This window comes from Pseudomonas sp. B414 (assembly GCF_055408445.1).
Map to the genome: position 1 here is coordinate 148,549 of NZ_JBUZTQ010000004.1, position 22,467 is coordinate 171,015.

Consider the following 22,467-nt stretch of genomic DNA (forward strand, 5'->3'; position numbering starts at 1 on the left):
GACCACGTCATGATTTTGGGCAGAACACTTGAAAACTGGTGCGCCAGCTACCCGCTGATCCGCGAGCTGGTCGCGCTGCAAGAAACCACCTGGTTCAACCCTGGGGTGGCGCCGGTGGCGCAGGCGCTTGCCGATACAGGCCTGACCAGTGCCGATGTGGCCGATGCCAGTGCACGCCTTGGGCGGTTTGCTGCCTACCTGCGGGTTGCCTTCCCTGAGACAGAGGGCAGTGCTGGCATTATCGAGTCGGATATCCTGCCCATGACGCTTCTGCAGCCATTGCTCGGCGAGCGTTACGGACAAAGCCTGAACGGCGCGCTGTGGCTCAAGCGCGACAGCCATCTGCCCATCTCCGGCTCGATCAAGGCCCGTGGCGGGATCTATGAAGTGCTCAAGCATGCCGAAGACCTGGCCCTGGCCGGTGGCCTGCTAAAACTCGACGACGACTACACGCTGCTGCACAGCGACAAGGCCCGGGCCTTTTTTGGCCAGTACAAAATCGCCGTCGGCTCCACCGGCAATCTCGGTATGTCGATCGGCATCATGGGCGCAGCGCTGGGCTTTCAGGTGACCGTGCATATGTCGGCAGATGCCCGGCAATGGAAGAAAGACAAGCTGCGCTCCCACGGTGTGACGGTGGTCGAGTACGAAAGCGATTACAGCGTGGCCGTGGCCCAGGGTCGCCAGCAGGCGGAATCCGACCCGACCTGCCATTTCGTCGACGATGAAAACTCGGTCAATCTGTTCCTCGGCTACGCGGTGGCCGGTGAGCGTTTGAAACAGCAATTCGCCGCGGCACAAATCACCGTAGATGCCCAGCATCCCCTGTTTGTGTACCTGCCTTGCGGCGTCGGTGGCGCTCCCGGCGGCGTGGCTTTTGGCTTGAAGCTGGCCTTCGGTGATGCCGTGCATTGCATCTTCGCCGAGCCGACTCACTCGCCCTGCATGCTGCTGGGTGTGTACACCGGGATGCACGACGAAGTCAGCGTGCAGGATTTCGGCATCGATAACGTCACCGCAGCAGACGGCCTCGCCGTGGGTCGCGCTTCCGGCTTTGTCGGTAAAGCCATGCAGCGCATGCTTGACGGTTTCTATACCGTCAGCGACGAAGAAATGTACAGCCTGCTGGCCCTGATGGAATGCAGCGAAGGCTTGCGCCTCGAGCCTTCCGCATTGGCAGGTGTGCCGGGCATTGCCCGGGTGCTGGGCGAGCAGCAAGGCTACCTGGCCCGCGCAGGCCTGAACCCGCAAGCCATGAGCAATGCTACCCATCTGATCTGGGCAACAGGCGGCAATATGGTGCCTGCTGACGAAATGGACGCCTATCTGGCCAAGGGCCGTGAGTTGCTGGGCTGATTCACGGGCAAACGGGATGTGGCAAGATGCAGCCATTGCCACATCCCGCCAGACGTCAGCCTTGGGCTTGAGGGAATACCGTCGTGCTCAACCTGCCTCCGCGAATCAGCTCCAGACTCAACAGCAGCCAGTTCGCCAACCTGCATACTTTTTTGGTGGCCGCCCGTCATCTGAGTTTTGCCCGTGCGGCGCAGGAACTGTGCCTGAGCGCCAGCGCCGTCAGCCACCGTATCAGTCGGCTGGAAGCTGCGTTAAGCATGAAGCTGTTCCAGCGTCTTACCCGTCAGGTCAGCCTGACTGACGAAGGCGAGCGAATCTTCGAAATCCTCCAGAGTGCGATGGGCGAATTGTCCGAAGCACTGGAGCAATCATCCGAAGCGGAAATTGCCGGTTCCATTGCACTCTATGCCAGGCCTTCGGTGGCCCAGTGCTGGCTGGTGCCACGGCTGGCCGACTTTATCGAGCGCTACCCGCTGGTTTCACTGGACCTGCGCGTAGGCAATGACAATGTCGACTTTCGCACCCGCAAGATTGACCTGGCCCTGTACTACGCTAACGGCGAATTTCCCGGGCTGACCAGCCACCGACTGATGCGTGAGCAAATGGCACCGGTATGCAGCCCGGAATATGCGCAACGCCATATGCTTTGGGAGAATCCGCAGAACCTGGCCAACTGCACCACCTTGCACGACTCCCTGGCCTGGGATCATGCCGCCTACGATGCCGAATGGACGCTGTGGGCCGAACAACAAGAGCTGCTGGGCTCGCTGCCCAAGCGCACCCTGACTTTCGACTGCTCGGACCTGTGCGTGACCGCGGCCATGAACCACGCCGGTATCGCCATCGGGCGCCAGCAACTGGTGCAAAAACGTATCGATCGTGGCGAACTGGTCCTGCCCTTTGGTGATTTCCGCCGGTGCGGCCACTACGACTATTACCTGGTCCACTCCCCACTCAGCGTTGTGCCCAAACGCTTGCAGGTGTTTATAAACTGGTTGCGCGAGTGCGCGCAGGAATCATCACCATGACAGGCAGACCATCTTTGAGCTGCTTGCCTGCGATACCTGACAACCCGCGCCTGATCATCCCGCTGGCCGTGGGCGGACCTTGGCTGGCGCTGGCGGTTTTGTTGTTTTAGCGGGCAGTGGGCGAACCGGAAAAGTTCTCGATCTTGACCTGACCATCCGGGAAGGTCGCAATAATTTCCAGCTCACCACCCATGGCCTGAATGTAATTACGCAGGGTGCTGATATACATGTCCGTGCGCCGCTCCATTTTGGATACAGCTGCCTGGTTGATATTCAATGCTTTAGCCAGCGCCTCCTGGCTCAACTCCTGTGCTTTGCGCAACTCATGCAAAGGCATTTCCTTCAAATGCTGACGGTACAAAGCCTGCGCCTGAGCGCGAGCCTCTGGAGCCATGCGCGCCTCAAGCTCAGCGAATTTTTTAGGCATTTTTTTGACCCTCTTCAAGCAGTGTTTGCAAGTGTATGTCGTAGAGTTTTTGCGCCAGCGGCACATTCTCTTCATACCAACGCTCATGCCCGGTCTTGTCGCCACCAATCAACAGTAATGCGCAGCGGCGCGGATCAAAGGCATAGAGCACCCGGTAGGGACGGCCCGCATGCTGCACACGCAACTCGCGAAGATTCCCGTAGCGTGAACCCTTGATATCGCTGCAATGGGGGAAGCGCAGGCCCGGCCCTAGGAGCTCCAGTAACTTGACGCTGGCAGCCACACTGACTTGCTCTTTTTCGCTAAGCCGTGCCCACCAGTTGCCAAATTCATCGGTGTACTCAACATCCCAGTTCACACTCAAAATATGCCACCCAAGGAATATAATCTCAAGGGAATAATGGTATGGCCTTCAGTTGCTGGCCAACCAGTACTCGGGGCAGTCCAAGTGTTAGTGATGGTTTCGTAAAAGTACGCTGAGCCTGTATCAGGAGATACCGGCCTAAAAAAAAACGCCCCGAACCAGTCGGGGCGTTTTTTATTCAGATGTCCAACCTGTTTAACAGGTCAGTAGCATCAGAAAATGCTGATCGGGTAATCAACAAATACGCGAACTTCGTTGCCGCCGACGTTGTATTCGCTGGCGTTGTTCGACACACGCAACCACGAACCACGCAGACGCACGCTCAGGTCTTTGACCGGGCCGCTTTGTACAACGTACTTGGCCTGGTTGAAAATTTCGCGCTCGGTGCCACGGCCACGGTCGGAACCGTCGTCGATGTTGGTGCCGCGTACGTAGGCGATGTTGTAGGTCAGGCCCGGAATGCCAACGGCACCGAAGTCGAAGCCATAACCCAACTGCCACGAACGTTCGTCTTTGGCGTTGAAGTCGGACCAGTAGGAGTTGGCCAGCAGGATGGTGTTGCCGCCATCGCCCACGCCGCCGGCATTGCGATAGCCGCCGTACGGATAGCCGATTTCGCCAGTGCTGCTCTGGTAAGCCAGGGTCACAGTGTGCGCGCCAAAGCCGTAGGTGGTTGCCAGGCTCCAGATCTTGTTGTCCTGGCCGTCAACCTTCAGCACGTCACGGGCATAGTCTTCTTTGACGTGGGTACGGTAGCCGTTGAAGTCAAACGTCAGGGACTGTTTGTCTTGCAGCGGCAGTGCGTAGGTCACGCCCACGTATTGCTTGTTCAGCTCGTCTTCCATCTCGGAGCCATACAGGGACGCCGACAGGTTGTCGGTGAACTTGTAGCTACCGCCGAAAACGTTGATGCTTTTCAGGTCGCCGCTGTCGCGCGCTTCAGCACTTTTACGCGACTCTGCGGTGAAGCGACCGACGTTGATTTCCAGACCGTTGATCTCCTTGGAGGTCAACAGGGTGCCAGTGAAGCTTTCTGGCATCAGACGCGAATTGTCGTACATCAGTACCGGCAGCGCAGGCATTTGATCGCCGTACTTGAGCACGGTGTTGGAGACGCGAAACTTCACTGCAGCGCCGGCTTTGGCGATGTCGTCAGCCGCTTTGCCGCTGGCGCCCTGCTTGAAGAAGTCGATACCGCCCGCGCCGCTTTTGCCACGGCCGCCATCCAGACGCAGTGCGTAGATGCCGAAAGCATCCACACCCACACCTACGGTGCCTTGGGTGAAGCCCGAGCTGAACGTGCCGAGGAAACCCTGGCCCCACTCTGCTTTATCTTGTTTGCCATTTTTGTAGTCACGGCTGATGTAGGCGTTACGCGCCAATACATTCAGGTGGCTGTCTTCTACAAAACCTTTTGCGTCAGCTTGATCGTTAGCCATGGCCTGGGTAGCACTGAGTACGCCCAAAGCGAGCAGACCTATCCGTTTGTTCAACATATTATTTTCCTTATTTCTGAATAGAAGCGCTCTGTGGGTATCAAGCTGAAACATTGAGTGGTGGTTGCTTCACACAAACAAAAAAGACCTGCGCGAAGACTCGGTACAGGTCTTTCAGATAATGGTGTAAGGCTTATCGCCACAGGCGTTGGCGGGAATCCTAGCCGCCGTGAAGGCGATGTGTCAATTTCGTGAAAAATTTGTTAATTGGCATGACTTTCCAGAAGTTTGACCCGAGTGTCAGCAATCATTACTGGCAACCACCCAAACCACAGGCTGGCGCTGAAACGGTTGCGCCCTCACCGGCGACTCCATCGCGCTGGCGCAGCCAGGCAGCAAAGGCTTCGGGCTTGCCCAGATAAGGTCCCAGATCGACCAACTGATACTCACCGGACTGCTCCAGCACCACGGTCGGAAAGCCCTGCCCGCCGACTCGCGACAATAATGCTCGACTGGCCTTGAAGTGCGCCTGTGTCACATCGCCACTGGCCGCATCGAAGGCCTGCCGAAAACCATCAGCGTCCAGGCCCATCTCTGCCGCCACTGCCATCAATACGTCCCTGTCAGCAATCCGCCGCCCCTCTGCGTAATGCGCCGTTTGCAGGCGCCCCAACAGTTCAAGACCACGCCCGGCCGATTGCTCGGCGGCCAGTACCGCCGTGGTCGGCGGCGCCGAATCAAATACCGCCGTGGTGTCGCGCAGTAAACCTTCGAAGTACGCCTCACCAAATGGCTGCCCGGTGTATTGGGCAATGCGCTGGTCATGGGGCATCACGTAATCGCGCAGTTGCGCCGACACCGTCTGGCGTTGCGCGCCGGTCATCATTCCACCGCCGTGGGCCACTACCGGCAAAATTCCGCGTGCCATATCGATCAGTGGCTTGGCGCCATAGCACCACCCGCACAGGGGGTCGTAGATGTAATGCAGGACAGGTGTGGTGGTCATTGCTGGCTCCGGATGATCAATAAATCAGAGCACCAGCCTAGCCTTGTGCCGTTCAGGGAAAAACGCCGGTATGACGTTCAGTGTGTTTCGCGAACCGGGCAAATCAGCTGCGACAGGCGCCACGCGCAAAGAAATAAATAGATACATATTTACAGAGAGTGTAATTGCTAATTTTTAACATTAAGTAACAAGAACCATTACCATTCGCGCCCTAAAAATATAACTACCCTCTCAACCGCCCGGATATCTCTCAACCATGCTTTCCCCCTGCCGTTTAACACCCTTGAAACTGGGGCTGTGCGCCTTGCTGTACGCCGGATTCAGTAACGCCGCCACTGTGCTCCCGGAGCTGTCGATCAGCGCCAGCGAAGCAGAGGCCGATGACCCTCGGGTCAAGGACGTCACCACCGCAACCCGCACCTCGACCCCGGCGCGCTATGTGCCGCAAGCCATCGATTCGGTAAAAACCAGCAACGTTCTCGATTACGGGATCAACAGCATCGGCGAAGCCCTGAGCGGCATCCCCAACGTCAGCAGCACGGCCGACACCCGCTTCGACAGCCTGCGCATTCGTGGTTTTGACGCCAGCAACGATTTTTATCTGGACGGTATTCGCGACGACAGCCAGTACGTGCGCGACCTGCACAATATCGAGCGTATCGAAGTGCTCAAGGGCCCGGCAGCCGTGCTGTACGGCCGTGGCAGCCAGGGCGGGATCATCAATCGCGTCAGCAAGATGCCGCAATTCGGGCGCCAGTCGAGTATTCAGGCTCAGGGCGGCAGCGAAGATTTGCGCAGCCTGTACGCCGACCTTAGTGCAGACCCCAGCGACACCGTCAGCCTGCGTCTGAACATGGGCAATGAAGACAAAAACAGCTTCCGCGATCATGTCAGTGGCAACCGCCAACTGTTCGCACCGTCGATAAGCTGGCAAATCACCCCGGACCTGAACTGGCTGGTGCAGTACGAATACAGCCGTTACAACCGCACTCCGGATCGCGGCATCCCAAGCATCAACGGCCGCCCGGCGGATGTCAGCAGTGACACCACCTACGGTGCTCGCAATGATTATATCGACGACAAGACCCAAAACCTGCGCTCGCGCCTGAGCTATGAACTGAGCGACAACTGGCAACTGCGCCATACCCTGGGCGTGTTCAAGCTCGACAGCGAGTTCGAGAACACCTACCTGACCGGCTACGATCCGAAAACCAGCAAAGTCGACCGCCAGGCCTGGCAGCAGGACATGACCACCCGCAATATCTTTAACAATTTCGAGATCGAAGGCGGCTTCGACACCTTTGGCCTGGAGCATCGCTTGTTGACCGGCCTGGAGATTGGCAGCCAGCGCCGCGACCCCAAGCTTTACAGAGCCAAAACCGTGCCTCAGGTCGATCTGTACAACCCGGACCGCAACCTGCGCCCGACCGGGACGATGCCGCTTTTCAGCGACAACCACACCGAAGTCGAGAGCCAGGGCTTGTATGTGCAGGACCAGATCCGTCTCAACGAACAATGGCAAGTACTGGCCGGTTTGCGCTATGACCGCTTTGATGTCAAGTCCACCAACAACATCAGAAACCTGACTGAAGAACGTAAAAGCCACAGTACCAGCCCGCGCGTTGGCGTGGTCTGGACCCCGTTGCAGGACCACTCGTTCTACGCCTCGTGGACCAAAACCTTCTCCCCGGTGGGGGGTGGTTTGATCGGCATCACCCCGGGCGCGGCGGGCAACGCCAACGACCTGAGCCCGGAGCTGACCAAGCAAAAGGAAATCGGGGTCAAAAGCGACTGGCTGGATGAGCGCCTGAGCACCACGCTGGCGGTGTACGAACTGGAACTCTACAACCGCCGTACCACGGACCCGGATAACCCGACCATCACCCTGCTTTCCGGCCTGCAGCGTTCACGGGGTATTGAGCTGACTGCCAACGGCAAGCTGGGTGGCAACTGGTACATGCGCGGCGGCATTGGCCTGCAGGACGCAACAGTGGTCAAGGATAAAAACGGCCTGGAAGGCAAACGCATCAACGGTGTGGCCAAACACAATGGCAGCTTGTTTATTACCTGGAAGCCGGAAATGGGCTGGTATGCCGAAACAGGCGTGACCCTGGTGGGACAACGTTATGCCGACAACAAGAACACCGTGGTACTACCGGGTTACGGGCGCTGGGATGCGTTGGCGGGGTTTCGCGAAAAAGACTGGGACGTGAGCGCTGCGCTGACCAACCTCACCGACCGTTATTACTATGCGTCGGCTACCAGTGCGGCACAGATCATGCCGGGAGAACCGCGCAGTCTGGTGATGACGGGCACTTACAAGTTTTAACTTGAAGTCAAAAGCCCCTCACCCTGGCCCTCTCCCTGAGGGAGAGGGTTGGGGTGAGGGTGAGGGTACTTTTGATTCATTTACGCCTTAAACGGCGCCGGCTGTTGCTGAGTCAGGCAATGAATATTGCCACCGCCCAGCAGCAACTCACGGCCCGGCACCATCACCACTTCGTGCTGCGGGAAAATTTTCTGCAGGATGGCCTTGGCCTCTGCATCCATCGGGTCATCAAAGCTCGGCGCGATAATGCCGCCGTTGACGATCAGAAAGTTCACGTACGAACCGGCCAAGCGTTCCGAAGGATTACGATCCTGGCTGCCTGCAACCTTGTCGATGCCATCACACTCTTCCTGGGTGGCGTACATCGGCCCCGGAATCGGCATTTTGTGCACCACAAACGGCCGCCCCTTGGCGTCCGTGCTGGTCGCCAAAACGTCCATCGCCGCATGACAACGCACATAGTTGGGATCGCGCTCATCGTCAGTCCAGGCCAGCAGCACCTCGCCCGGCGCAACGTAGCAGCAGAAGTTATCCACATGGCCGTCGGTTTCATCATTGAACAGACCATCCGGCAGCCAGATAATCTTATCCACAGCCAGATTTGCACGCAGCACGCCTTCGATTTCTTCGCGGGACAGGTGCGGGTTGCGGTTGCGGTTCATCAGGCACTCAGCCGTAGTAATCAGCGTGCCTTCACCGTCAACGTGAATCGAGCCGCCTTCCAGCACAAAACCTTCGGTGTAGTAACGCGGGCAACGTTCTATTTCCAGCACCTTGCTGCCCACTTGCTGGTCGCGGTTCCACGGAAAGTACAAACCACCGTCAAACCCGCCCCAGGCGTTGAAATCCCAGTTCACACCACGCACTTCACCGCTGTCGTTGATGACAAAGGTCGGCCCGCTGTCGCGTACCCAGGCATCGTCGCTGGACATTTCGACCACACGAATATTCGGCACATCAAGTTGCGCACGGGCATTTTCATACTGGGCTGCCGACACCCCGACAGTCACCGGTTCAAAGCGCGCAATGGCCTTGGCCACTGCCGCGTGCGCCGCCTGCGCAGGCTTGCCGCCCAGGCGCCAGTTGTCCGGACGCTCAGGCCAGATCATCCAGGTTTGGGTCTGCGCAGCCCATTCGGCAGGCATATAAAAGCCGTCAGCGCGCGGCGAACTGTGCAAAGTGGTCATCTGGACTCCTGAAAGCGTCGGATTGGGGTGGCATAAGTAAACAAGACAGTGAACGCAGCTCTACACCGCGTCAACGACAAGCACCTTTATAGCCGATAAATATCGGTAATAAAATTATTTTATCCGGCCACCAACTGCTTTATTCGACAAATATCGGATATTAATCCGTATTTACACCTGCTCATTTATATTCCCGACAGCTCCCACTTGCACCACCCTGCTCATCCCCACAAGCTATGCGCCATATGTTTAAAGGCCTTCAGGGAATAAGGAATCATCACATGCGCATTTTAGTCACCGGCGGCGCCGGTTTTATTGGTTCAGCATTGATCCGTCACCTGATCAAAAATACCGGGCACGAAGTCCTCAACCTCGACAAGCTGACCTACGCCGGTAATCTGGAATCGCTGCAAAGCATCGCCACCGATACCCGCTACGAGTTCGTCCAGGCGGATATCGTCGACCAGGCCGCGGTCAGCGCGATCATCCAGCGCTTCCAGCCCCAGGCGATCATGCACCTGGCGGCCGAGTCCCACGTTGACCGCTCCATCGACGGCCCGTCGGACTTTATCCAGACCAATATCGTCGGCACCTACAGCCTGCTCGAGGCGGCACGCGCTTACTGGCTGGCCCTGCCCGAGCCGGAAAAAAGCGCATTCCGCTTCCACCATATTTCCACCGACGAAGTGTATGGCGACCTGCACGGCGTCGACGACCTGTTCACGGAAACCACACCTTACGCGCCAAGCTCGCCGTACTCGGCCAGCAAAGCGGCGTCCGATCATCTGGTCCGCGCCTGGAACCGCACCTACGGCTTACCGGTGCTGCTGACCAACTGCTCGAACAACTACGGGCCGTTCCACTTCCCGGAAAAACTGATCCCGCTGGTGATCCTCAATGCCCTGGCGGGTAAACCGTTGCCGGTGTATGGCAATGGCCTGCAAGTGCGTGACTGGCTGTTTGTCGAAGACCACGCCCGTGCCCTGCTCAAAGTCGCGACCGAAGGCGTGGTGGGCGAGACCTACAACATCGGCGGCCACAACGAGCAAAAGAATATCGACGTAGTGCGCGGCATTTGCACGCTGCTCGAAGAGCTGGCCCCCGAGCGTCCAGCGGGCGTGGCCCAATTTGCCGACCTGATCACCTTCGTCAAGGACCGCCCGGGCCACGACCAGCGCTATGCAATCGACGCCAGCAAAATCGAACGCGAGCTGGGCTGGGTACCCGAAGAAACCTTCGAAACCGGCCTGCGCAAAACCGTGCAGTGGTATCTGGACAACCTCGACTGGTGCCGCCGTGTTCAAGACGGCAGCTATCAAGGCGAGCGCCTGGGCAATACCGATCCCAAGGACCTGATTGCATGACTGACGCAGCAGCTCCATTGAAAATCCTCATCAGCGGTAAAACCGGCCAGGTGGCGGTTGAACTGCAAAAGCGCCTGGCCGGCCTCGGCGAACTGATTGTGCTGGGCCGTGATGAGCTTGATCTGAGCCAGCCCGAGCAAATCCGCGCTCAAGTGCGCGCACACAAGCCTGACCTGATCATCAACGCCGCAGCCCATACCGCCGTGGATCAGGCCGAAAGCGAACCGGAACTGGCGTTTGCGATCAATGCCATCGCCCCCGGTGTCTTGGCTGAAGAAGCGGCAGCTCTGGGCATTCCGTTGATCCACTACTCCACCGACTATGTGTTCGATGGCAGCAAGCCTGCGCCCTACACCGAAGACGACGCCACAAACCCGCTGGGCGTGTATGGCAAAAGCAAACTGGCGGGCGAACTGGCCATCGCGGCTACAGGTGCTGCGCATCTGATCCTGCGCACCAGCTGGGTGTATTCGACTCACGGCAAAAACTTCCTGCTGACCATGCAGCGCCTGCTGCAAGAGCGCTCGGAACTGCGCGTGGTGGCGGACCAGATCGGCGCGCCGACCTGGGCCGGGGCCATTGCCCAGAGCACTCGCGCCCTGATCGAGCGCTGGCAGGCGGGTGACGCCGGGGCCTGGGGCACATACCACCTGACCGCCCAGGGCGAAACCTCGTGGTTTGGCTTTACCCAGGCCATTGCCGAGCACCTGAGTGCCCAAGGCAAGCCCTGCGCGACACTGGAACCGATACCGGCCAGCGCCTACCCGACGCCTGCGGCACGGCCACAGAACTCGCGCCTGGATTGCAGCCGCCTGGCCCGCGAATGGCGCGTCACCCAGGCCGATTGGCGCGAAGCCTTGCGTGAGTGCGTGGCCGAGCAACAAGACTAACGCCAATCTCCATTGTGGGAGCGGGCTTGATCGCGATGCACGCGGTGTTGCAGTCATACCGAGTCGATGCCATCGCAGGCAAGCCTGCTCCCACAGGTTTTGTGGTGTTCCCCAGTCCGGCATCTGCAAGATCATTTGTGGGAGCGGGCTTGCTCGCGATGGTATCACTGCGGTTTGCCTGACAGACCGCATCGCAGGCATCGCAGGCATCGCAGGCATCGCAGGCAAGCCAGCCCACAGGTTTTGCGTCGCCTGCTCCCACCGAGATAGGGTTGGGTATACTGCGTCGTACTCTTGCGGCGCAGTTTTCCGATGATCACCTCCACCTCAGTTCCTCGCAGACCCCGCTGGCGCAGTCTGGCCTTGTTGGCCTTGTGCCTCGCGCCTTTGTTATGGCCGCTGCAACACCTGGCCGAGCGTTATTACCGCAGTGAACTGGCCGGGCAAAACCACCAGACCCTCGACCTGTACGTCGCCAACCTGTTGGGTACGCTACACCGCTATGAAGTGCTGCCGCAGATTCTCGGCCAGTTGCCTGACCTGCGCGAACTGCTGGCAAACCCGGAAAGCCCGCAAGCCCTGAGTAAAGCCAATCAGTTGCTCAGCGAAATCACCAGCCAGACCGGCGCTGAAGTCATGTACCTGGTGGATGCGCATGGCGACACCATTGCGACTTCGAACTGGAACAAAAGTGACAGCTTTATCGGACGCAACTTCGCCTTCCGTCCCTATTTCAGCGAGGCCATGCAAGGCAAGCTCGGGCGCTTTTTCGGCCAGGGCACAACCTCCGGCAAGCGCGGCTATTACTTTGCAGCACCGGTCGAGGTAGACAACCAAAAGCTTGGCGTACTGGTGGTCAAGGTCGACCTCGATCACACCGAGCGACTCTGGGGCAAAACACCGGAACAACTGTTGCTCACCGACAGCAATGGCGTGGTCATCCTCACCTCGCGCCCGGAATGGCGCTTCAGGTCCACCCGCGATCTGTCCGAGGAAGAACGCCAGGCGATTTTCGCCATCCTCCCCTACCCGACCCGCGACCCCAAACCCCTGGCGCTCGACCCCAGTGCCTGGCTGGTGCAGACACAAACCATCGACGAAACCGGCTGGAAGGCGAACATTCTTGCACCGCGCACATTGATCGACCGCTCGGTACGCACCGTAGTGGCCATTGGTGGCGCCACCTTGCTGGTGGTCATGCTGTTGATCGGCTTGATGATGCAGCGTCGGCGCCATTACCTGGACCGCATCGCATTCGAGGCCAAGGCCCGCCGGGAACTGGAGATGCGCGTCGCCGAGCGCACCAGCGACCTGGAAGGGCTCAACCGGCGCCTGCGTGAAGAAGTGCTGGAGCGAGAACATGCGCAACAGGAACTGGTGCGCGCCCAGGACGACCTGGTGCAGGCGGGCAAATTGTCAGCCTTGGGCACCATGTCCGCGAGCATCAGCCACGAACTCAACCAGCCGCTGGCAGCCATTCGCAGTTATGCCGAGAACGCTGAAGTACTGCTTGATCACCAGCGCATCGAAGATGCACGGGGCAACCTCAAACTGATCAACGAACTGACCGGGCGCATGTCTTCGATTATTGCCCACCTGCGCGCCTTCGCCCGCCGCGATCGCCACGCCCCGGAAAGCGTCGCCCTGCAACCGGCGCTGGACGATGCCCTGGCATTGCTGGCCAAGCGTCGGCGCAGCATGGAAGTGGAGCTGATCCGTGATTTGCCCGCCGCCACGCTGTGGGTTGAAGCCGGCGAAACGCGCTTGCGCCAGGTACTGGGCAACCTGCTGGCCAACGCTCTCGATGCCTTGACCGAAAAAGGCCCGCCCCGACGTTTGTGGCTAAGTGCCCAATCGACCCCGGAAGGCGTCACTGTGTACATTCGCGACAACGGCCCGGGCTTTTGCATGGAAGCGTTGGGCCGCGCCGGTGAGCCGTTCTACACCACCAAGACCCGCACACAGGGGCTGGGGCTGGGGCTGGCCATTTGCGACACACTGATCCGTGCCTTTGGTGGCGAGTTGTTGTTCGCCAACCACAAGGAAGGCGGTGCTTTAATTACCTTACGCCTGCGCGCAGGTGCGCCGGGCGTGAGCTTGCAAGCTTCAGAGGACGCCAGGTCATGAGCCAGCCAATCGATCCGCATGTTCAGGTGATCCTGATCGATGATGACCCGCACCTGCGCCAGGCCCTCTATCAGACACTGGATCTGGCCGGGCTCAAGGTGTTGCCGCTGGCCGAAGCCAACGGCCTGGCCGGGCGTATCGGGCGAGACTGGCCGGGCGTGGTGGTCAGTGATATCCGTATGCCGGGTATGGACGGTCTTGAACTCCTGACGCAACTGCACGGCCAGGATCCGGAGTTACCGGTGCTACTGATCACCGGCCACGGCGATGTCCCGCTGGCGGTGCAGGCCATGCGCGCAGGTGCCTATGACTTTCTCGAAAAGCCTTTTGCCAGCGACGCGCTGCTCGACAGCGTGCGCCGGGCCCTGGCCTTGCGCGCCCTGGTGCTGGACAACCGCAGCCTGCGCCTGGCGCTGAGTGATCGCCAGTTGCTGAGTTCGCGGCTGGTCGGGGTATCACCGGCCATGCTGCGTCTGCGCGAGCAAATTGGCGCGCTGGCGGCGACCAAGGCCGACGTACTGATCCTGGGCGAGACCGGTTCCGGCAAAGAAGTGGTCGCAAGGGCGCTGCATGATTTGTCCGCACGGCGTAACGGCCCCTTTGTGGCAATCAATGCCGGGGCACTGGCCGAATCGGTGGTTGAAAGCGAGTTGTTCGGCCATGAACCAGGCGCCTTTACCGGTGCGCAAAAGCGCCGTATCGGCAAGTTTGAATTCGCCAATGGCGGCACCTTGTTTCTCGATGAAATCGAAAGCATGAGCCTGGATGTGCAGGTCAAATTGCTGCGCATGCTGCAAGAACGCGTGGTCGAGCGCCTGGGTGGCAATCAACTGATCCCGCTGGATATCCGCGTGATCGCCGCCACCAAGGAAGACCTGCGCCAGGCCGCCGATCAAGGCCGCTTCCGGGCCGACCTGTATTACCGCCTCAACGTGGCGCCCCTGCGCATTGCCCCCTTGCGTGAGCGGGGTGAAGACGTGCTGATGCTGTTCGACTACTTTGCCGGCGAAGCCAGCGTGCGCCACGACCTGACTCCCAACGTGCTGCAACCGGCGCAACGATCTCTGCTATTGCGCCACACCTGGCCGGGCAACGTGCGTGAGCTGCAAAACGTCGCCGAGCGTTTTGCCCTGGGTCTTGAGCTGGCATTGGACAACTCGCCTGAAGATCAACCAACGGTTGGCAATGGGATATCGGGGGGGCTGAGCGAACAAGTCGAGCACTTTGAAAAAAGCCTGATCGCCGCCGAGCTTGAACGCACCCACAGCTCCATGCGCAGCCTGGCCGAAGCCCTGGGCGTGCCGCGTAAAACCTTGCACGACAAACTGCGCAAGCACGGGCTGAATTTTGATAGCGCCAGCGCTCCTCACCCAGATGAACTTGATTAAAGAGGCCATTGCATGAACCGCGACAGTCGTTATCTGGAGTCAGTGCTTCATCACGACATCCCGCTGACCCGTGAAATGGGCCTTACTGTACTGAGTTGGCAGGGCCGGCAACTGCGCTTGCAAATGCCCCTTGAGGCCAATATCAACCACAAGAGCACCATGTTCGGCGGCAGCCTGTACTGCGGCGCGGTGCTGGCGGGCTGGGGCTGGCTGCATTTGAGCCTGCGTGAAGCGGGTATCGAAGACGGGCATATCGTGATTCAGGAGGGCCATATCAGCTACCCGCTGCCCGTGACCCAGGACGCTATTGCCCTGTGTGATGCGCCAGGAGATGAGGCCTGGAGCAAGTTTTTGGCCATGTACAAACGCCACGGCCGTGCGCGATTGACCCTCGACACGCGGGTAATCAATGCCAAGGGCGGGGAAGATGCAGTGAAGTTCAGCGGGCAGTATGTGTTGCATCGCTGATTTGGTGGGCTCTACTGATTATTGTGGGAGCGGGCTTGCTCGCGATGGCATCGCCGCGGTTTAACTGAAAGACCGCAGCGCCTGCATCGCGAGCAAGCCCCCACAGATGAAGATTAGTGTTGTGCCAGATCCAGCAATTTTTCACGCCAAGGCGCCTGCGCCGGCAGCGCCAAAAACGACTGATTGAGCAACGACTCACGCGCCGGGTAACTGAACGGCTCACCATCAAGCTGCAACACCACACCACCCGCACCTTCCAGTACACCCTGTGCGGCTGCGGTATCCCACTGCGAAGTCGGCGCCAGCCGTGGATAGCAATCGGCCGCCCCTTCAGCCAGCAAACAGAACTTCAACGAACTGCCCACGCTGACCAGATGCAGCTCACCCAAGTGCGCGCTCAACCCGGCCAGCAAGCGCTCCTGCTCGGGGCTGGAGTGGCGACGACTGGCAACCACAGTCAGGGCCTCGCCCGCAGGCGGCGTGTTGCGCACGCTGATGGGCACAACCTTATGACCCTCCGACCGCCATGCCCCCAAACCCGCGCCACCGTAATAGCAACGACCACTGGTGGGCATGGACACCACGCCAAACACCACACGGCCCTGTTCGATCAACGCAATATTGACGGTGAACTCTTCACTGCCCGAAATAAATTCCTTGGTGCCATCAAGCGGGTCAACCAGCCACCAGCGCGTCCAACCGGCGCGTACACTTTGCGCGATATTGGCGTCTTCTTCCGAAAGCACCGGAATGCTCGGATCCAGCGCCGTCAGGCCATCGAGCAAAATATGGTGCGCTGCCAGATCAGCGGCGGTTACCGGCGAATCATCGGCCTTGGCGGTGACTTCAACACCCGCGCGCCAGAACGGCAGAATCGCGGCGCCAGCGGCGTGAGCCAGAGTGATAACGCCTTCAAGCAAGGGATGGGGCAATGTACTCACGGCTGGAACACTCCGCGCTGGGTCAACAGATCACGGGCCAGATACAACGCAGCCAGGGCGCGACCCTCGCTGAATTGCGGGTTGAGCACCAGGCTCGACAGCTCGCGCAGGTTGACCTTGTCGACGCGCATCGGCTCCGGCTCGTCGCCTTCCAGATGGGCTTCATACAGATCGCTGGCCAACACCACCTGAATTTTCTGGCTCATATAGCCGGGGGACAGCGATAGCTCAGTCAAATGCTCAAGCTGACGGGCGCCGTAACCGGCCTCTTCCTTCAGCTCGCGCTCAGCGGCGGCCAGCACATCCTCACCCGGCTCGATCAGGCCCTTGGGCAACGACACTTCGTATTCATCGGTGCCGCCGCAGTATTCTTCGACCAGAATCGCGTGCTCGGCATCAATCATGGCCACAATCATCACCGCGCCATAACCGTTACCGCGCCCCACCAGCCGCTCGTAAGTGCGCTCAACGCCATTGGAGAAGCGCAACTGCACTTCCTCAACCCGAAACAATCGGCTACTGGCAACAATTTCACGGGCAAGTACGGTGGGTTTTTGGCGCATAGCGGCTCCTCAATATGAACGGGGTACTATACCTCGGCTTTTCCGATTGTCTGTGTCGGAAATTTTTCACTGTGGGAGAAGTTTTGCATGACCGTTTTACCTTGGCGCGACATCGATACCGTGCTGCTCGACATGGACGGCACGCTGCTCGACCTGCACTACGACAATCACTTCTGGCTCGAACATCTGCCCCAGCGCTATGCCGAACTGCATGGCATCAGCCGGGCCATGGCCGACCTGGAGCTGACGCCGCTGTTCGAGGGCAATGCCGGTCAGTTGAAGTGGTACTGCCTGGATTTCTGGAGCCAGGAGCTAAAGATCCCGGTACGCGAACTCAAGCTGGAAACCGCTCATCTGATTGCCTTGCGCCCCGACGCCGATACCTTTCTGGCCGCGATCAAACAGGCAGGCAAGCGGGTGATCATGATCACCAACGCACACCGTGATTCGTTGTCATTGAAGATGGAGCGTATCGAACTGGCACCGTATTTTGAACGCTTGATCAGCTCCCACGACTACGGTTTCCCCAAGGAAAGCCCGGCCTTCTGGGATGCCTTGCAAGCCGATATCGGCTTTGACCCGGCGCGCAGCCTGTTTATCGATGACACCTTGCCGATTCTGCGCAGTGCGCAAAAATTTGGCGTGGCCCACTTGTTGGCCGTCCAACAGCCTGACAGCAAAAAAGGCCCGAAAGACACCGAGGAATTTGCCGCGCTGGGGGATTATCGCGAGCTGCTGGAAGGGTTGTGATCACCCATTCATTAATGTGGGAGCGGGCTTGCTCGCGATAATCCCCCAGCGCGGTTCATCTGGAAAACCGCGCTGCTGGCATCGCGAGCAAGCCCGCCCCCACAAGTAGCCACAAGGTAAAATCGGCTTACTCCGGGATACGCAGCGTCTGCCCCGGGTAGATCTTGTTCGGGTCCTTGAGCATCGGCTTGTTCGCTTCAAAAATCTTGTTGTACAGATTGGCGTTGCCATAGACCTGCAGCGAAATCGCGCTCAAGGTGTCGCCCTTCTTCACCACCACAAAGCGCGAAGCTACAACGGTCGGCCCGGTCACGGTGATCTGGTCGTCAACACTGGCCACGCCTGCGATATTGCCCGCCGCCAGAATGATTTTTTCTTTCTCTTCCTGGGTGGCCACTTCACCACTGACCGTCACTTTGTCACCGTCAACGGTGGCGGTGATATTGGGATTGCCCAGGCCCACTTCCTGTACGTGCTTCTTGAGTTCTTCGCTGGCATTGGCATTGCCCGGTGTCAGCAGATCGATCAGCTTTTCACCGGCTTCTTTTACAAAGCTAAAAATACTCATCCTTCACGCTCCTAGGGTTGGAATATCCAGATCCATGAGCGTAGACCATCATGGGCGCAAGCAAGCACGCTAGAATCGCCCACTGAATTGCGCCTGGAGCGACGATGGACATCAAACAGCTGAAATTCCTCATTGCCCTGGATGAAACCCGTCATTTCGGCCAGGCCGCCGCCCGCTGCCATATCACCCAGCCAACCTTGTCCATGCGCTTGCGCAGCCTTGAGCAGGAGCTGGACTTGCAACTGGTCAATCGCGGCCAACGCTTCGAAAGCTTCACCGCCCCCGGCGAGCGGGTACTGGCCTGGGCCCGTACCGTACTGGCCGCCTACGATGGCCTGCTGGCAGAAGCTGCCGCTTGTCGGGGCAATCTGATCGGCACCCTGCGCCTGGGGGTCGTGCCGCTGTCGAGCTTTGACCCGCTGCCTTTGTTGCAGCGTCTGCATCAGGAACATCCCGAGTTGCGCTTCGAGCTGTCGGCGCTCAGTTCCGGGCAAATCCTCGAACAACTGGCCAGCAACCAGCTGGACCTGGGCGTGTCCTACCTTGAGCGTCTCGACCAGGAACGCTTTGACTCCCTCGCCTTGGGCGAAACCCGCATGGGCTTGCTGTACGACCAACGGTATTTCAACTTTGGCGACCAGCCCCTGAGCTGGGAAGCGCTGATCGCCCTGCCGCTGGGTCTACTCAGCAGCGGCATGCACTTTCGCCAGTCCATCGACCACAACTTCCACAGCCGTGGCCTGACGCCACAACCCCTGTTGCAAACCGATGCCGTTCATCAACTGTTACAAGCTGTGCACGGCGGCTTGTGCTGCGCGGTGATGCCCCTTGAGGGCGGGCTGGAAGCCCTGACTGACCATCTGCGCCTGCATCCCATTGAAGACGCCCACACCTTGGCCCGCCTGGGCTTGATCATGCGCCGCGAAGCCCCGCGCTCGGCTCTGGCCGAAGCCTGTTTTGCGTTCTATCAGAAATCGCTAACCACCTCTTGATCGACGCCATCTATCAATAGATCAGCACTGACGATTAGACGCGACACTGTGTCGCGCCTAGGCTTAAGGCTCAATTGATTGTCGGTATCGCCCTATGAACGCCAAGCGCCCCCTGTGCGCGGCGCCTGCTACTGCTGCGCCCGCGCCTGCTGCCAGCCAGACCTATGACTACGTCAACCTGGACCACAGCAGCGGCGCGCCAACCGCCCTGGCCGAAGAGGTCGCACTGGCGATTGCCTACAACGGCATCAGCCAGGCCGTCATGCTGGTCACGCCCACAGACCTTGAAGACTTTATCGTCGGTTTCAGCCTGGGCAGCGGCATCATTCAAGACCCCAGCGAAATCTATGATCTCAAGCTGACGGGTGCAGGTTCGGCCCAATACGCACAGGTCGAAATCGCCAGCCGCGCATTCTGGAACCTCAAACAGCAACGCCGCCAACTGGCCGGCACCAGCGGCTGTGGCCTGTGCGGCGTAGAAGCGGTGGAACAGGCCCTGCCTGATCTCAAGGTGTTGCCAGGTGCGCCGCTGCCACCTGCACAGTGGCTGGAAGGCCTACGCCAGCGCATCAGTGATTTCCAACCCTTGGGCCAGCACTGCGGCGCAGTACACGCGGCCGTTTATATGGACGGTCATGGCCAGTTGCTGATGGGCCGCGAAGACATTGGCCGACACAACGCCCTGGATAAGTTGATCGGTGCGCTGGTACGGCAAAACATCGACCTGACTGGCGGTGCAGCGATTGTCACCAGCCGTTGCAGCCTGGAACTGATTCAAAAAGTGTTGCGCGCCGGCATCCAGACCCTCATCAGCCTGTCCTCGCCCACGGGCCTGGCGCTGCAATGGGCCCGGCGGCACAACCTCAACCTTATTCATCTGCCACAAAAAAGCGCACCCCGGGTGTACAGCCCCGCGCAGGAGAGCCAACCGTGAGCCTTCACCATCAAGCCGACAAAACCCCGACTCCCCGCTACAAGCCCTATAAAGGCCCGGCCGGTGGCTGGGGCGCGCTGATCAGTGTGGCGCAGGCCTGGTTGACCAGCGACAACGCGCTGAAAAACCTGCGCATGATGCTCAAGACCAACCAGAACGGCGGTTTCGACTGCCCTGGCTGCGCCTGGGGCGACTCGCCAGAAAGCGGCCTGGTCAAATTCTGCGAGAACGGCGCCAAGGCGGTGAACTGGGAAGCGACCAAACGTCGGGTCGATGCTGCGTTTTTCGCCAAACACAGCGTCAGCGCACTGCTTGAGCAAAGCGATTACTGGCTGGAATATCAGGGCCGCCTGACCGAGCCAATGAGCTATGACCCGCAAACCGACCGCTATACGCCCATTAGCTGGGACGCCGCATTTGCATTGATCGCCAGGCACCTGCTCAACCTGGCCAGCCCCAACGAAGCCGAGTTCTACACCTCGGGCCGGGCCAGCAACGAAGCAGCGTATCTGTATCAACTGTTTGTGCGCTCGTTTGGCACCAACAACTTCCCGGATTGCTCGAACATGTGCCACGAAGCCAGCGGCGTGGCCTTGGCACAAAGCATCGGGGTGGGCAAAGGCACCGTGACCTTCGATGATTTCGAGCACGCCGATGCGATTTTCGTGCTGGGGCAAAACCCCGGCACCAACCACCCGCGCATGCTTGAACCTCTGCGTGAAGCGGTAAAGCGCGGTGCTCAGGTGGTGTGTGTCAACCCGCTTAAAGAACGCGGTCTTGAACGTTTCCAGCACCCGCAGCACCCGCTGGAAATGCTCACCAACGGCGATCGCCCGACCAATACCGCCTACTTGCGCCCGGCACTGGGCGGCGACATGGCGCTGTTGCGCGGCATGGCCAAGTTTCTCTTGCAGTGGGAGCGCGATGCCCAGGCCGCAGGCGAACCGGCCGTGTTCGACCACGCTTTTTTGAACGAGCACACTGCCGGCGTTCTCGACTACATCTGCAGCCTCGATGAGACCTCGTGGGAACACCTGGTCGAGCAGTCTGGCCTGACCCTGGTGGAGATCGAGCGTGCCGCCCGCATGTACCTCAAGGGCAAGAACGTGATCATGTGCTGGGCGATGGGTATCACCCAGCATCGGCACTCGGTGCAGACCATTCAGGAAATCGCCAACCTGATGCTGCTGCGCGGCAATATCGGCCGACCGGGCGCAGGCCTGTGCCCGGTGCGCGGCCACAGCAACGTGCAGGGTGACCGCACCATGGGTATCAACGAACGCCCGCCGGTGGCCTTCCTTGATGCCCTGGAACGTCGCTTCCAGTTCGAGGTACCGCGTGAAAATGGCCACAACGTGGTGGAAGCCATCCACGCCATGCTCGAAGGCCGCGCCAAAGTATTTATCGGCCTGGGCGGCAACTTCGCCCAGGCCACCCCGGACAGCCCACGCACCGCGCAGGCACTGCGCAATTGCGAACTGACCGTGCAGATCAGCACCAAGCTCAACCGCAGCCACCTGATGCACGGCAAGGAGGCACTGATCCTTCCGTGCCTGGGCCGTACCGATATCGACATCCAGGCCGAAGGCCCGCAAGCAGTGACTGTGGAAGACTCGTTCAGCATGGTCCACGACTCAAATGGCCAGTTGCAGCCGCTGTCGAACCAGATGCGCTCCGAACCCTCGATCGTTGCCGGTATTGCTGCTGCCACCCTGGGAACTCAGCCGATTGACTGGAATTGGGTGGTCGGCGATTACCGACGCATTCGCGAGCTGATCGCCGATACCATCCCCGGTTTCAAGGACTTCAACACCCGCATCCAGCACCCTGGCGGTTTCTATCTGGGCAACTCGGCCGGAGCACGGCAGTGGAACACGCCTTCGCAGCGCGCCAACTTCCGCCCCAACGTGCTGCCACAAGACCTGGTGGATGCCCGCACCCGCGCCACCGGCCAGTTGCCCGATCTGATCATGCAGTCGATGCGCTCCCACGATCAGTACAACACCACCATCTATGGTCTGGATGATCGCTATCGGGGGGTCAAAGGCCAGCGTGATGTGCTGTTCGTCAACGAAGCCGACATCATCCGCCTGGGCTTCAAGCCGGGGCAGAAAGTCGACATCGTATCGATCTGGGATGACAACCATGAGCGTCGGGTCAAAAACTTCACCCTGCTGGCGTTTGATATACCTGCCGGACAGGCTGCAGCTTATTACCCTGAGGTGAACCCGCTGGTGCCGCTGGAAAGCACGGGGGATGGCAGCCATACGCCTACGTCGAAGTTCGTGGCGATTTGCCTGGAGGCGGCCAGTCCCTCGGCGTTGATCATGGCAAAAACTGGCTGAGATA

Annotated in this window: 20 protein-coding genes; 12 read left to right on the forward strand and 8 right to left on the reverse strand. The window is 59.5% G+C overall.

Annotated elements, in window-relative coordinates:
* The first annotated feature begins 9 nt into the window (after positions 1–9).
* Both dsdA and dsdC read left to right on the forward strand, forming a co-directional pair.
* Positions 10–1,356, forward strand: a complete 1,347-nt coding sequence (gene dsdA, locus ACZRMH_RS05365; RefSeq protein ID WP_464012498.1) for a D-serine ammonia-lyase — start codon at positions 10–12, stop codon at positions 1,354–1,356.
* An 83-nt stretch (positions 1,357–1,439) separates the two neighbouring features.
* A complete protein-coding gene (gene dsdC, locus ACZRMH_RS05370) occupies positions 1,440–2,384 on the forward strand; it encodes a DNA-binding transcriptional regulator DsdC (protein WP_464012499.1) in 945 nt (314 codons plus the stop codon).
* A gap of 106 nt (positions 2,385–2,490) precedes the next feature.
* Here dsdC and ACZRMH_RS05375 read toward each other — a convergent pair whose 3' ends face one another.
* The 4 genes from ACZRMH_RS05375 to ACZRMH_RS05390 all read right to left on the reverse strand — a co-directional run bounded on the left by ACZRMH_RS05375 (position 2,491) and on the right by ACZRMH_RS05390 (position 5,617).
* Positions 2,491–2,811 carry an XRE family transcriptional regulator gene (locus ACZRMH_RS05375; RefSeq protein ID WP_464012500.1) on the reverse strand — a complete coding sequence of 107 codons (321 nt, stop codon included), beginning with the start codon at positions 2,809–2,811 and terminating at the stop codon, positions 2,491–2,493.
* Positions 2,804–3,169: a type II toxin-antitoxin system RelE/ParE family toxin gene (locus ACZRMH_RS05380; RefSeq protein ID WP_464012599.1), complete on the reverse strand. Its 366-nt coding sequence runs from the start codon at positions 3,167–3,169 to the stop codon at positions 2,804–2,806. The genes ACZRMH_RS05375 and ACZRMH_RS05380 overlap by 8 nt, the downstream gene beginning before the upstream one ends.
* Positions 3,170–3,387: 218 nt before the next feature.
* Positions 3,388–4,671, reverse strand: coding sequence for an OprD family porin (locus ACZRMH_RS05385; protein ID WP_464012501.1), 1,284 nt, complete (start codon positions 4,669–4,671; stop codon positions 3,388–3,390).
* Between the two features lie 250 nt (positions 4,672–4,921).
* Positions 4,922–5,617, reverse strand: a complete 696-nt coding sequence (locus tag ACZRMH_RS05390; protein ID WP_464012502.1) for a DsbA family protein — start codon at positions 5,615–5,617, stop codon at positions 4,922–4,924.
* A 256-nt stretch (positions 5,618–5,873) separates the two neighbouring features.
* Here ACZRMH_RS05390 and ACZRMH_RS05395 point away from each other — a divergent pair, with 256 nt between their 5' ends.
* Positions 5,874–7,946, forward strand: coding sequence for a TonB-dependent receptor (locus ACZRMH_RS05395; RefSeq protein ID WP_464012503.1), 2,073 nt, complete (start codon positions 5,874–5,876; stop codon positions 7,944–7,946).
* 80 nt (positions 7,947–8,026) lie between these two features.
* On the opposite strand, the gene aguA is transcribed toward ACZRMH_RS05395, so the two are convergent.
* The gene (gene aguA / locus ACZRMH_RS05400) at positions 8,027–9,133 is read right to left on the reverse strand and encodes an agmatine deiminase (protein ID WP_464012504.1); all 1,107 of its coding nucleotides are present in this window, start codon (positions 9,131–9,133) and stop codon (positions 8,027–8,029) included.
* Positions 9,134–9,414: 281 nt separating this feature from the next.
* Between aguA and rfbB the strand changes: the two genes are divergently transcribed.
* The 5 genes from rfbB (at position 9,415) to ACZRMH_RS05425 (ending at position 15,370) form a co-directional block, all read left to right on the forward strand.
* Positions 9,415–10,497, forward strand: coding sequence for a dTDP-glucose 4,6-dehydratase (gene rfbB / locus ACZRMH_RS05405; RefSeq protein WP_464012505.1), 1,083 nt, complete (start codon positions 9,415–9,417; stop codon positions 10,495–10,497).
* Positions 10,494–11,387: a dTDP-4-dehydrorhamnose reductase gene (gene rfbD / locus ACZRMH_RS05410; RefSeq protein WP_464012506.1), complete on the forward strand. Its 894-nt coding sequence runs from the start codon at positions 10,494–10,496 to the stop codon at positions 11,385–11,387. The genes rfbB and rfbD overlap by 4 nt, the downstream gene beginning before the upstream one ends.
* A 312-nt stretch (positions 11,388–11,699) precedes the next feature.
* Positions 11,700–13,514, forward strand: a complete 1,815-nt coding sequence (locus ACZRMH_RS05415) for a sensor histidine kinase (protein WP_464012507.1) — start codon at positions 11,700–11,702, stop codon at positions 13,512–13,514.
* Complete coding sequence (locus tag ACZRMH_RS05420; RefSeq protein WP_464012508.1) at positions 13,511–14,902, forward strand: sigma-54-dependent transcriptional regulator; 1,392 nt, start codon at positions 13,511–13,513, stop codon at positions 14,900–14,902. Before ACZRMH_RS05415 ends, ACZRMH_RS05420 begins: the two co-directional genes overlap by 4 nt.
* Positions 14,903–14,914: 12 nt before the next feature.
* Positions 14,915–15,370: a thioesterase domain-containing protein gene (locus ACZRMH_RS05425; protein ID WP_464012509.1), complete on the forward strand. Its 456-nt coding sequence runs from the start codon at positions 14,915–14,917 to the stop codon at positions 15,368–15,370.
* Positions 15,371–15,483: 113 nt separating this feature from the next.
* Here the strand turns inward: ACZRMH_RS05425 and cysQ are convergent, their stop codons facing one another.
* Positions 15,484–16,311, reverse strand: a complete 828-nt coding sequence (gene cysQ / locus ACZRMH_RS05430) for a 3'(2'),5'-bisphosphate nucleotidase CysQ (protein ID WP_464012510.1) — start codon at positions 16,309–16,311, stop codon at positions 15,484–15,486.
* Complete coding sequence (gene nudE / locus ACZRMH_RS05435) at positions 16,308–16,874, reverse strand: ADP compounds hydrolase NudE (RefSeq protein ID WP_464012511.1); 567 nt, start codon at positions 16,872–16,874, stop codon at positions 16,308–16,310. Before nudE ends, cysQ begins: the two co-directional genes overlap by 4 nt.
* A gap of 87 nt (positions 16,875–16,961) precedes the next feature.
* On the opposite strand from nudE, the gene yrfG reads away from it, so the two are divergent.
* Complete coding sequence (gene yrfG / locus ACZRMH_RS05440) at positions 16,962–17,624, forward strand: GMP/IMP nucleotidase (protein WP_464012512.1); 663 nt, start codon at positions 16,962–16,964, stop codon at positions 17,622–17,624.
* A 127-nt stretch (positions 17,625–17,751) separates the two neighbouring features.
* Here yrfG and lysM read toward each other — a convergent pair whose 3' ends face one another.
* Positions 17,752–18,192, reverse strand: a complete 441-nt coding sequence (gene lysM, locus ACZRMH_RS05445; RefSeq protein WP_464012513.1) for a peptidoglycan-binding protein LysM — start codon at positions 18,190–18,192, stop codon at positions 17,752–17,754.
* Positions 18,193–18,296: 104 nt separating this feature from the next.
* Between lysM and ACZRMH_RS05450 the strand changes: the two genes are divergently transcribed.
* The 3 genes from ACZRMH_RS05450 (at position 18,297) to ACZRMH_RS05460 (ending at position 22,463) form a co-directional block, all read left to right on the forward strand.
* On the forward strand, positions 18,297–19,184 hold the full coding sequence (locus ACZRMH_RS05450; RefSeq protein WP_464012514.1) for a LysR family transcriptional regulator: 888 nt from the start codon (positions 18,297–18,299) through the stop codon (positions 19,182–19,184).
* A 94-nt stretch (positions 19,185–19,278) separates the two neighbouring features.
* Positions 19,279–20,118, forward strand: coding sequence for a formate dehydrogenase accessory sulfurtransferase FdhD (fdhD, locus tag ACZRMH_RS05455; protein ID WP_464012515.1), 840 nt, complete (start codon positions 19,279–19,281; stop codon positions 20,116–20,118).
* Positions 20,115–22,463 (forward strand): FdhF/YdeP family oxidoreductase, encoded by a 2,349-nt coding sequence (locus tag ACZRMH_RS05460; protein WP_464012516.1) that lies wholly within the window; start codon positions 20,115–20,117, stop codon positions 22,461–22,463. Before fdhD ends, ACZRMH_RS05460 begins: the two co-directional genes overlap by 4 nt.
* Positions 22,464–22,467: the final 4 nt, after the last annotated feature.

Coding starts and splice junctions, on each gene's coding strand:
- dsdA (WP_464012498.1), top strand. CDS start 10: ATGATTTTGGGCAGAACACTTGAAAACTGGTGCGCCAGCTACCCGCTG.
- ACZRMH_RS05385 (WP_464012501.1), bottom strand. CDS start 4,671: ATGTTGAACAAACGGATAGGTCTGCTCGCTTTGGGCGTACTCAGTGCT.
- rfbB (WP_464012505.1), top strand. CDS start 9,415: ATGCGCATTTTAGTCACCGGCGGCGCCGGTTTTATTGGTTCAGCATTG.
- lysM (WP_464012513.1), bottom strand. CDS start 18,192: ATGAGTATTTTTAGCTTTGTAAAAGAAGCCGGTGAAAAGCTGATCGAT.
- aguA (WP_464012504.1), bottom strand. CDS start 9,133: ATGACCACTTTGCACAGTTCGCCGCGCGCTGACGGCTTTTATATGCCT.
- ACZRMH_RS05415 (WP_464012507.1), top strand. CDS start 11,700: ATGATCACCTCCACCTCAGTTCCTCGCAGACCCCGCTGGCGCAGTCTG.
- ACZRMH_RS05420 (WP_464012508.1), top strand. CDS start 13,511: ATGAGCCAGCCAATCGATCCGCATGTTCAGGTGATCCTGATCGATGAT.
- ACZRMH_RS05395 (WP_464012503.1), top strand. CDS start 5,874: ATGCTTTCCCCCTGCCGTTTAACACCCTTGAAACTGGGGCTGTGCGCC.
- yrfG (WP_464012512.1), top strand. CDS start 16,962: ATGACCGTTTTACCTTGGCGCGACATCGATACCGTGCTGCTCGACATG.
- ACZRMH_RS05425 (WP_464012509.1), top strand. CDS start 14,915: ATGAACCGCGACAGTCGTTATCTGGAGTCAGTGCTTCATCACGACATC.
- ACZRMH_RS05450 (WP_464012514.1), top strand. CDS start 18,297: ATGGACATCAAACAGCTGAAATTCCTCATTGCCCTGGATGAAACCCGT.
- rfbD (WP_464012506.1), top strand. CDS start 10,494: ATGACTGACGCAGCAGCTCCATTGAAAATCCTCATCAGCGGTAAAACC.
- nudE (WP_464012511.1), bottom strand. CDS start 16,874: ATGCGCCAAAAACCCACCGTACTTGCCCGTGAAATTGTTGCCAGTAGC.
- ACZRMH_RS05375 (WP_464012500.1), bottom strand. CDS start 2,811: ATGCCTAAAAAATTCGCTGAGCTTGAGGCGCGCATGGCTCCAGAGGCT.
- fdhD (WP_464012515.1), top strand. CDS start 19,279: ATGAACGCCAAGCGCCCCCTGTGCGCGGCGCCTGCTACTGCTGCGCCC.
- ACZRMH_RS05390 (WP_464012502.1), bottom strand. CDS start 5,617: ATGACCACCACACCTGTCCTGCATTACATCTACGACCCCCTGTGCGGG.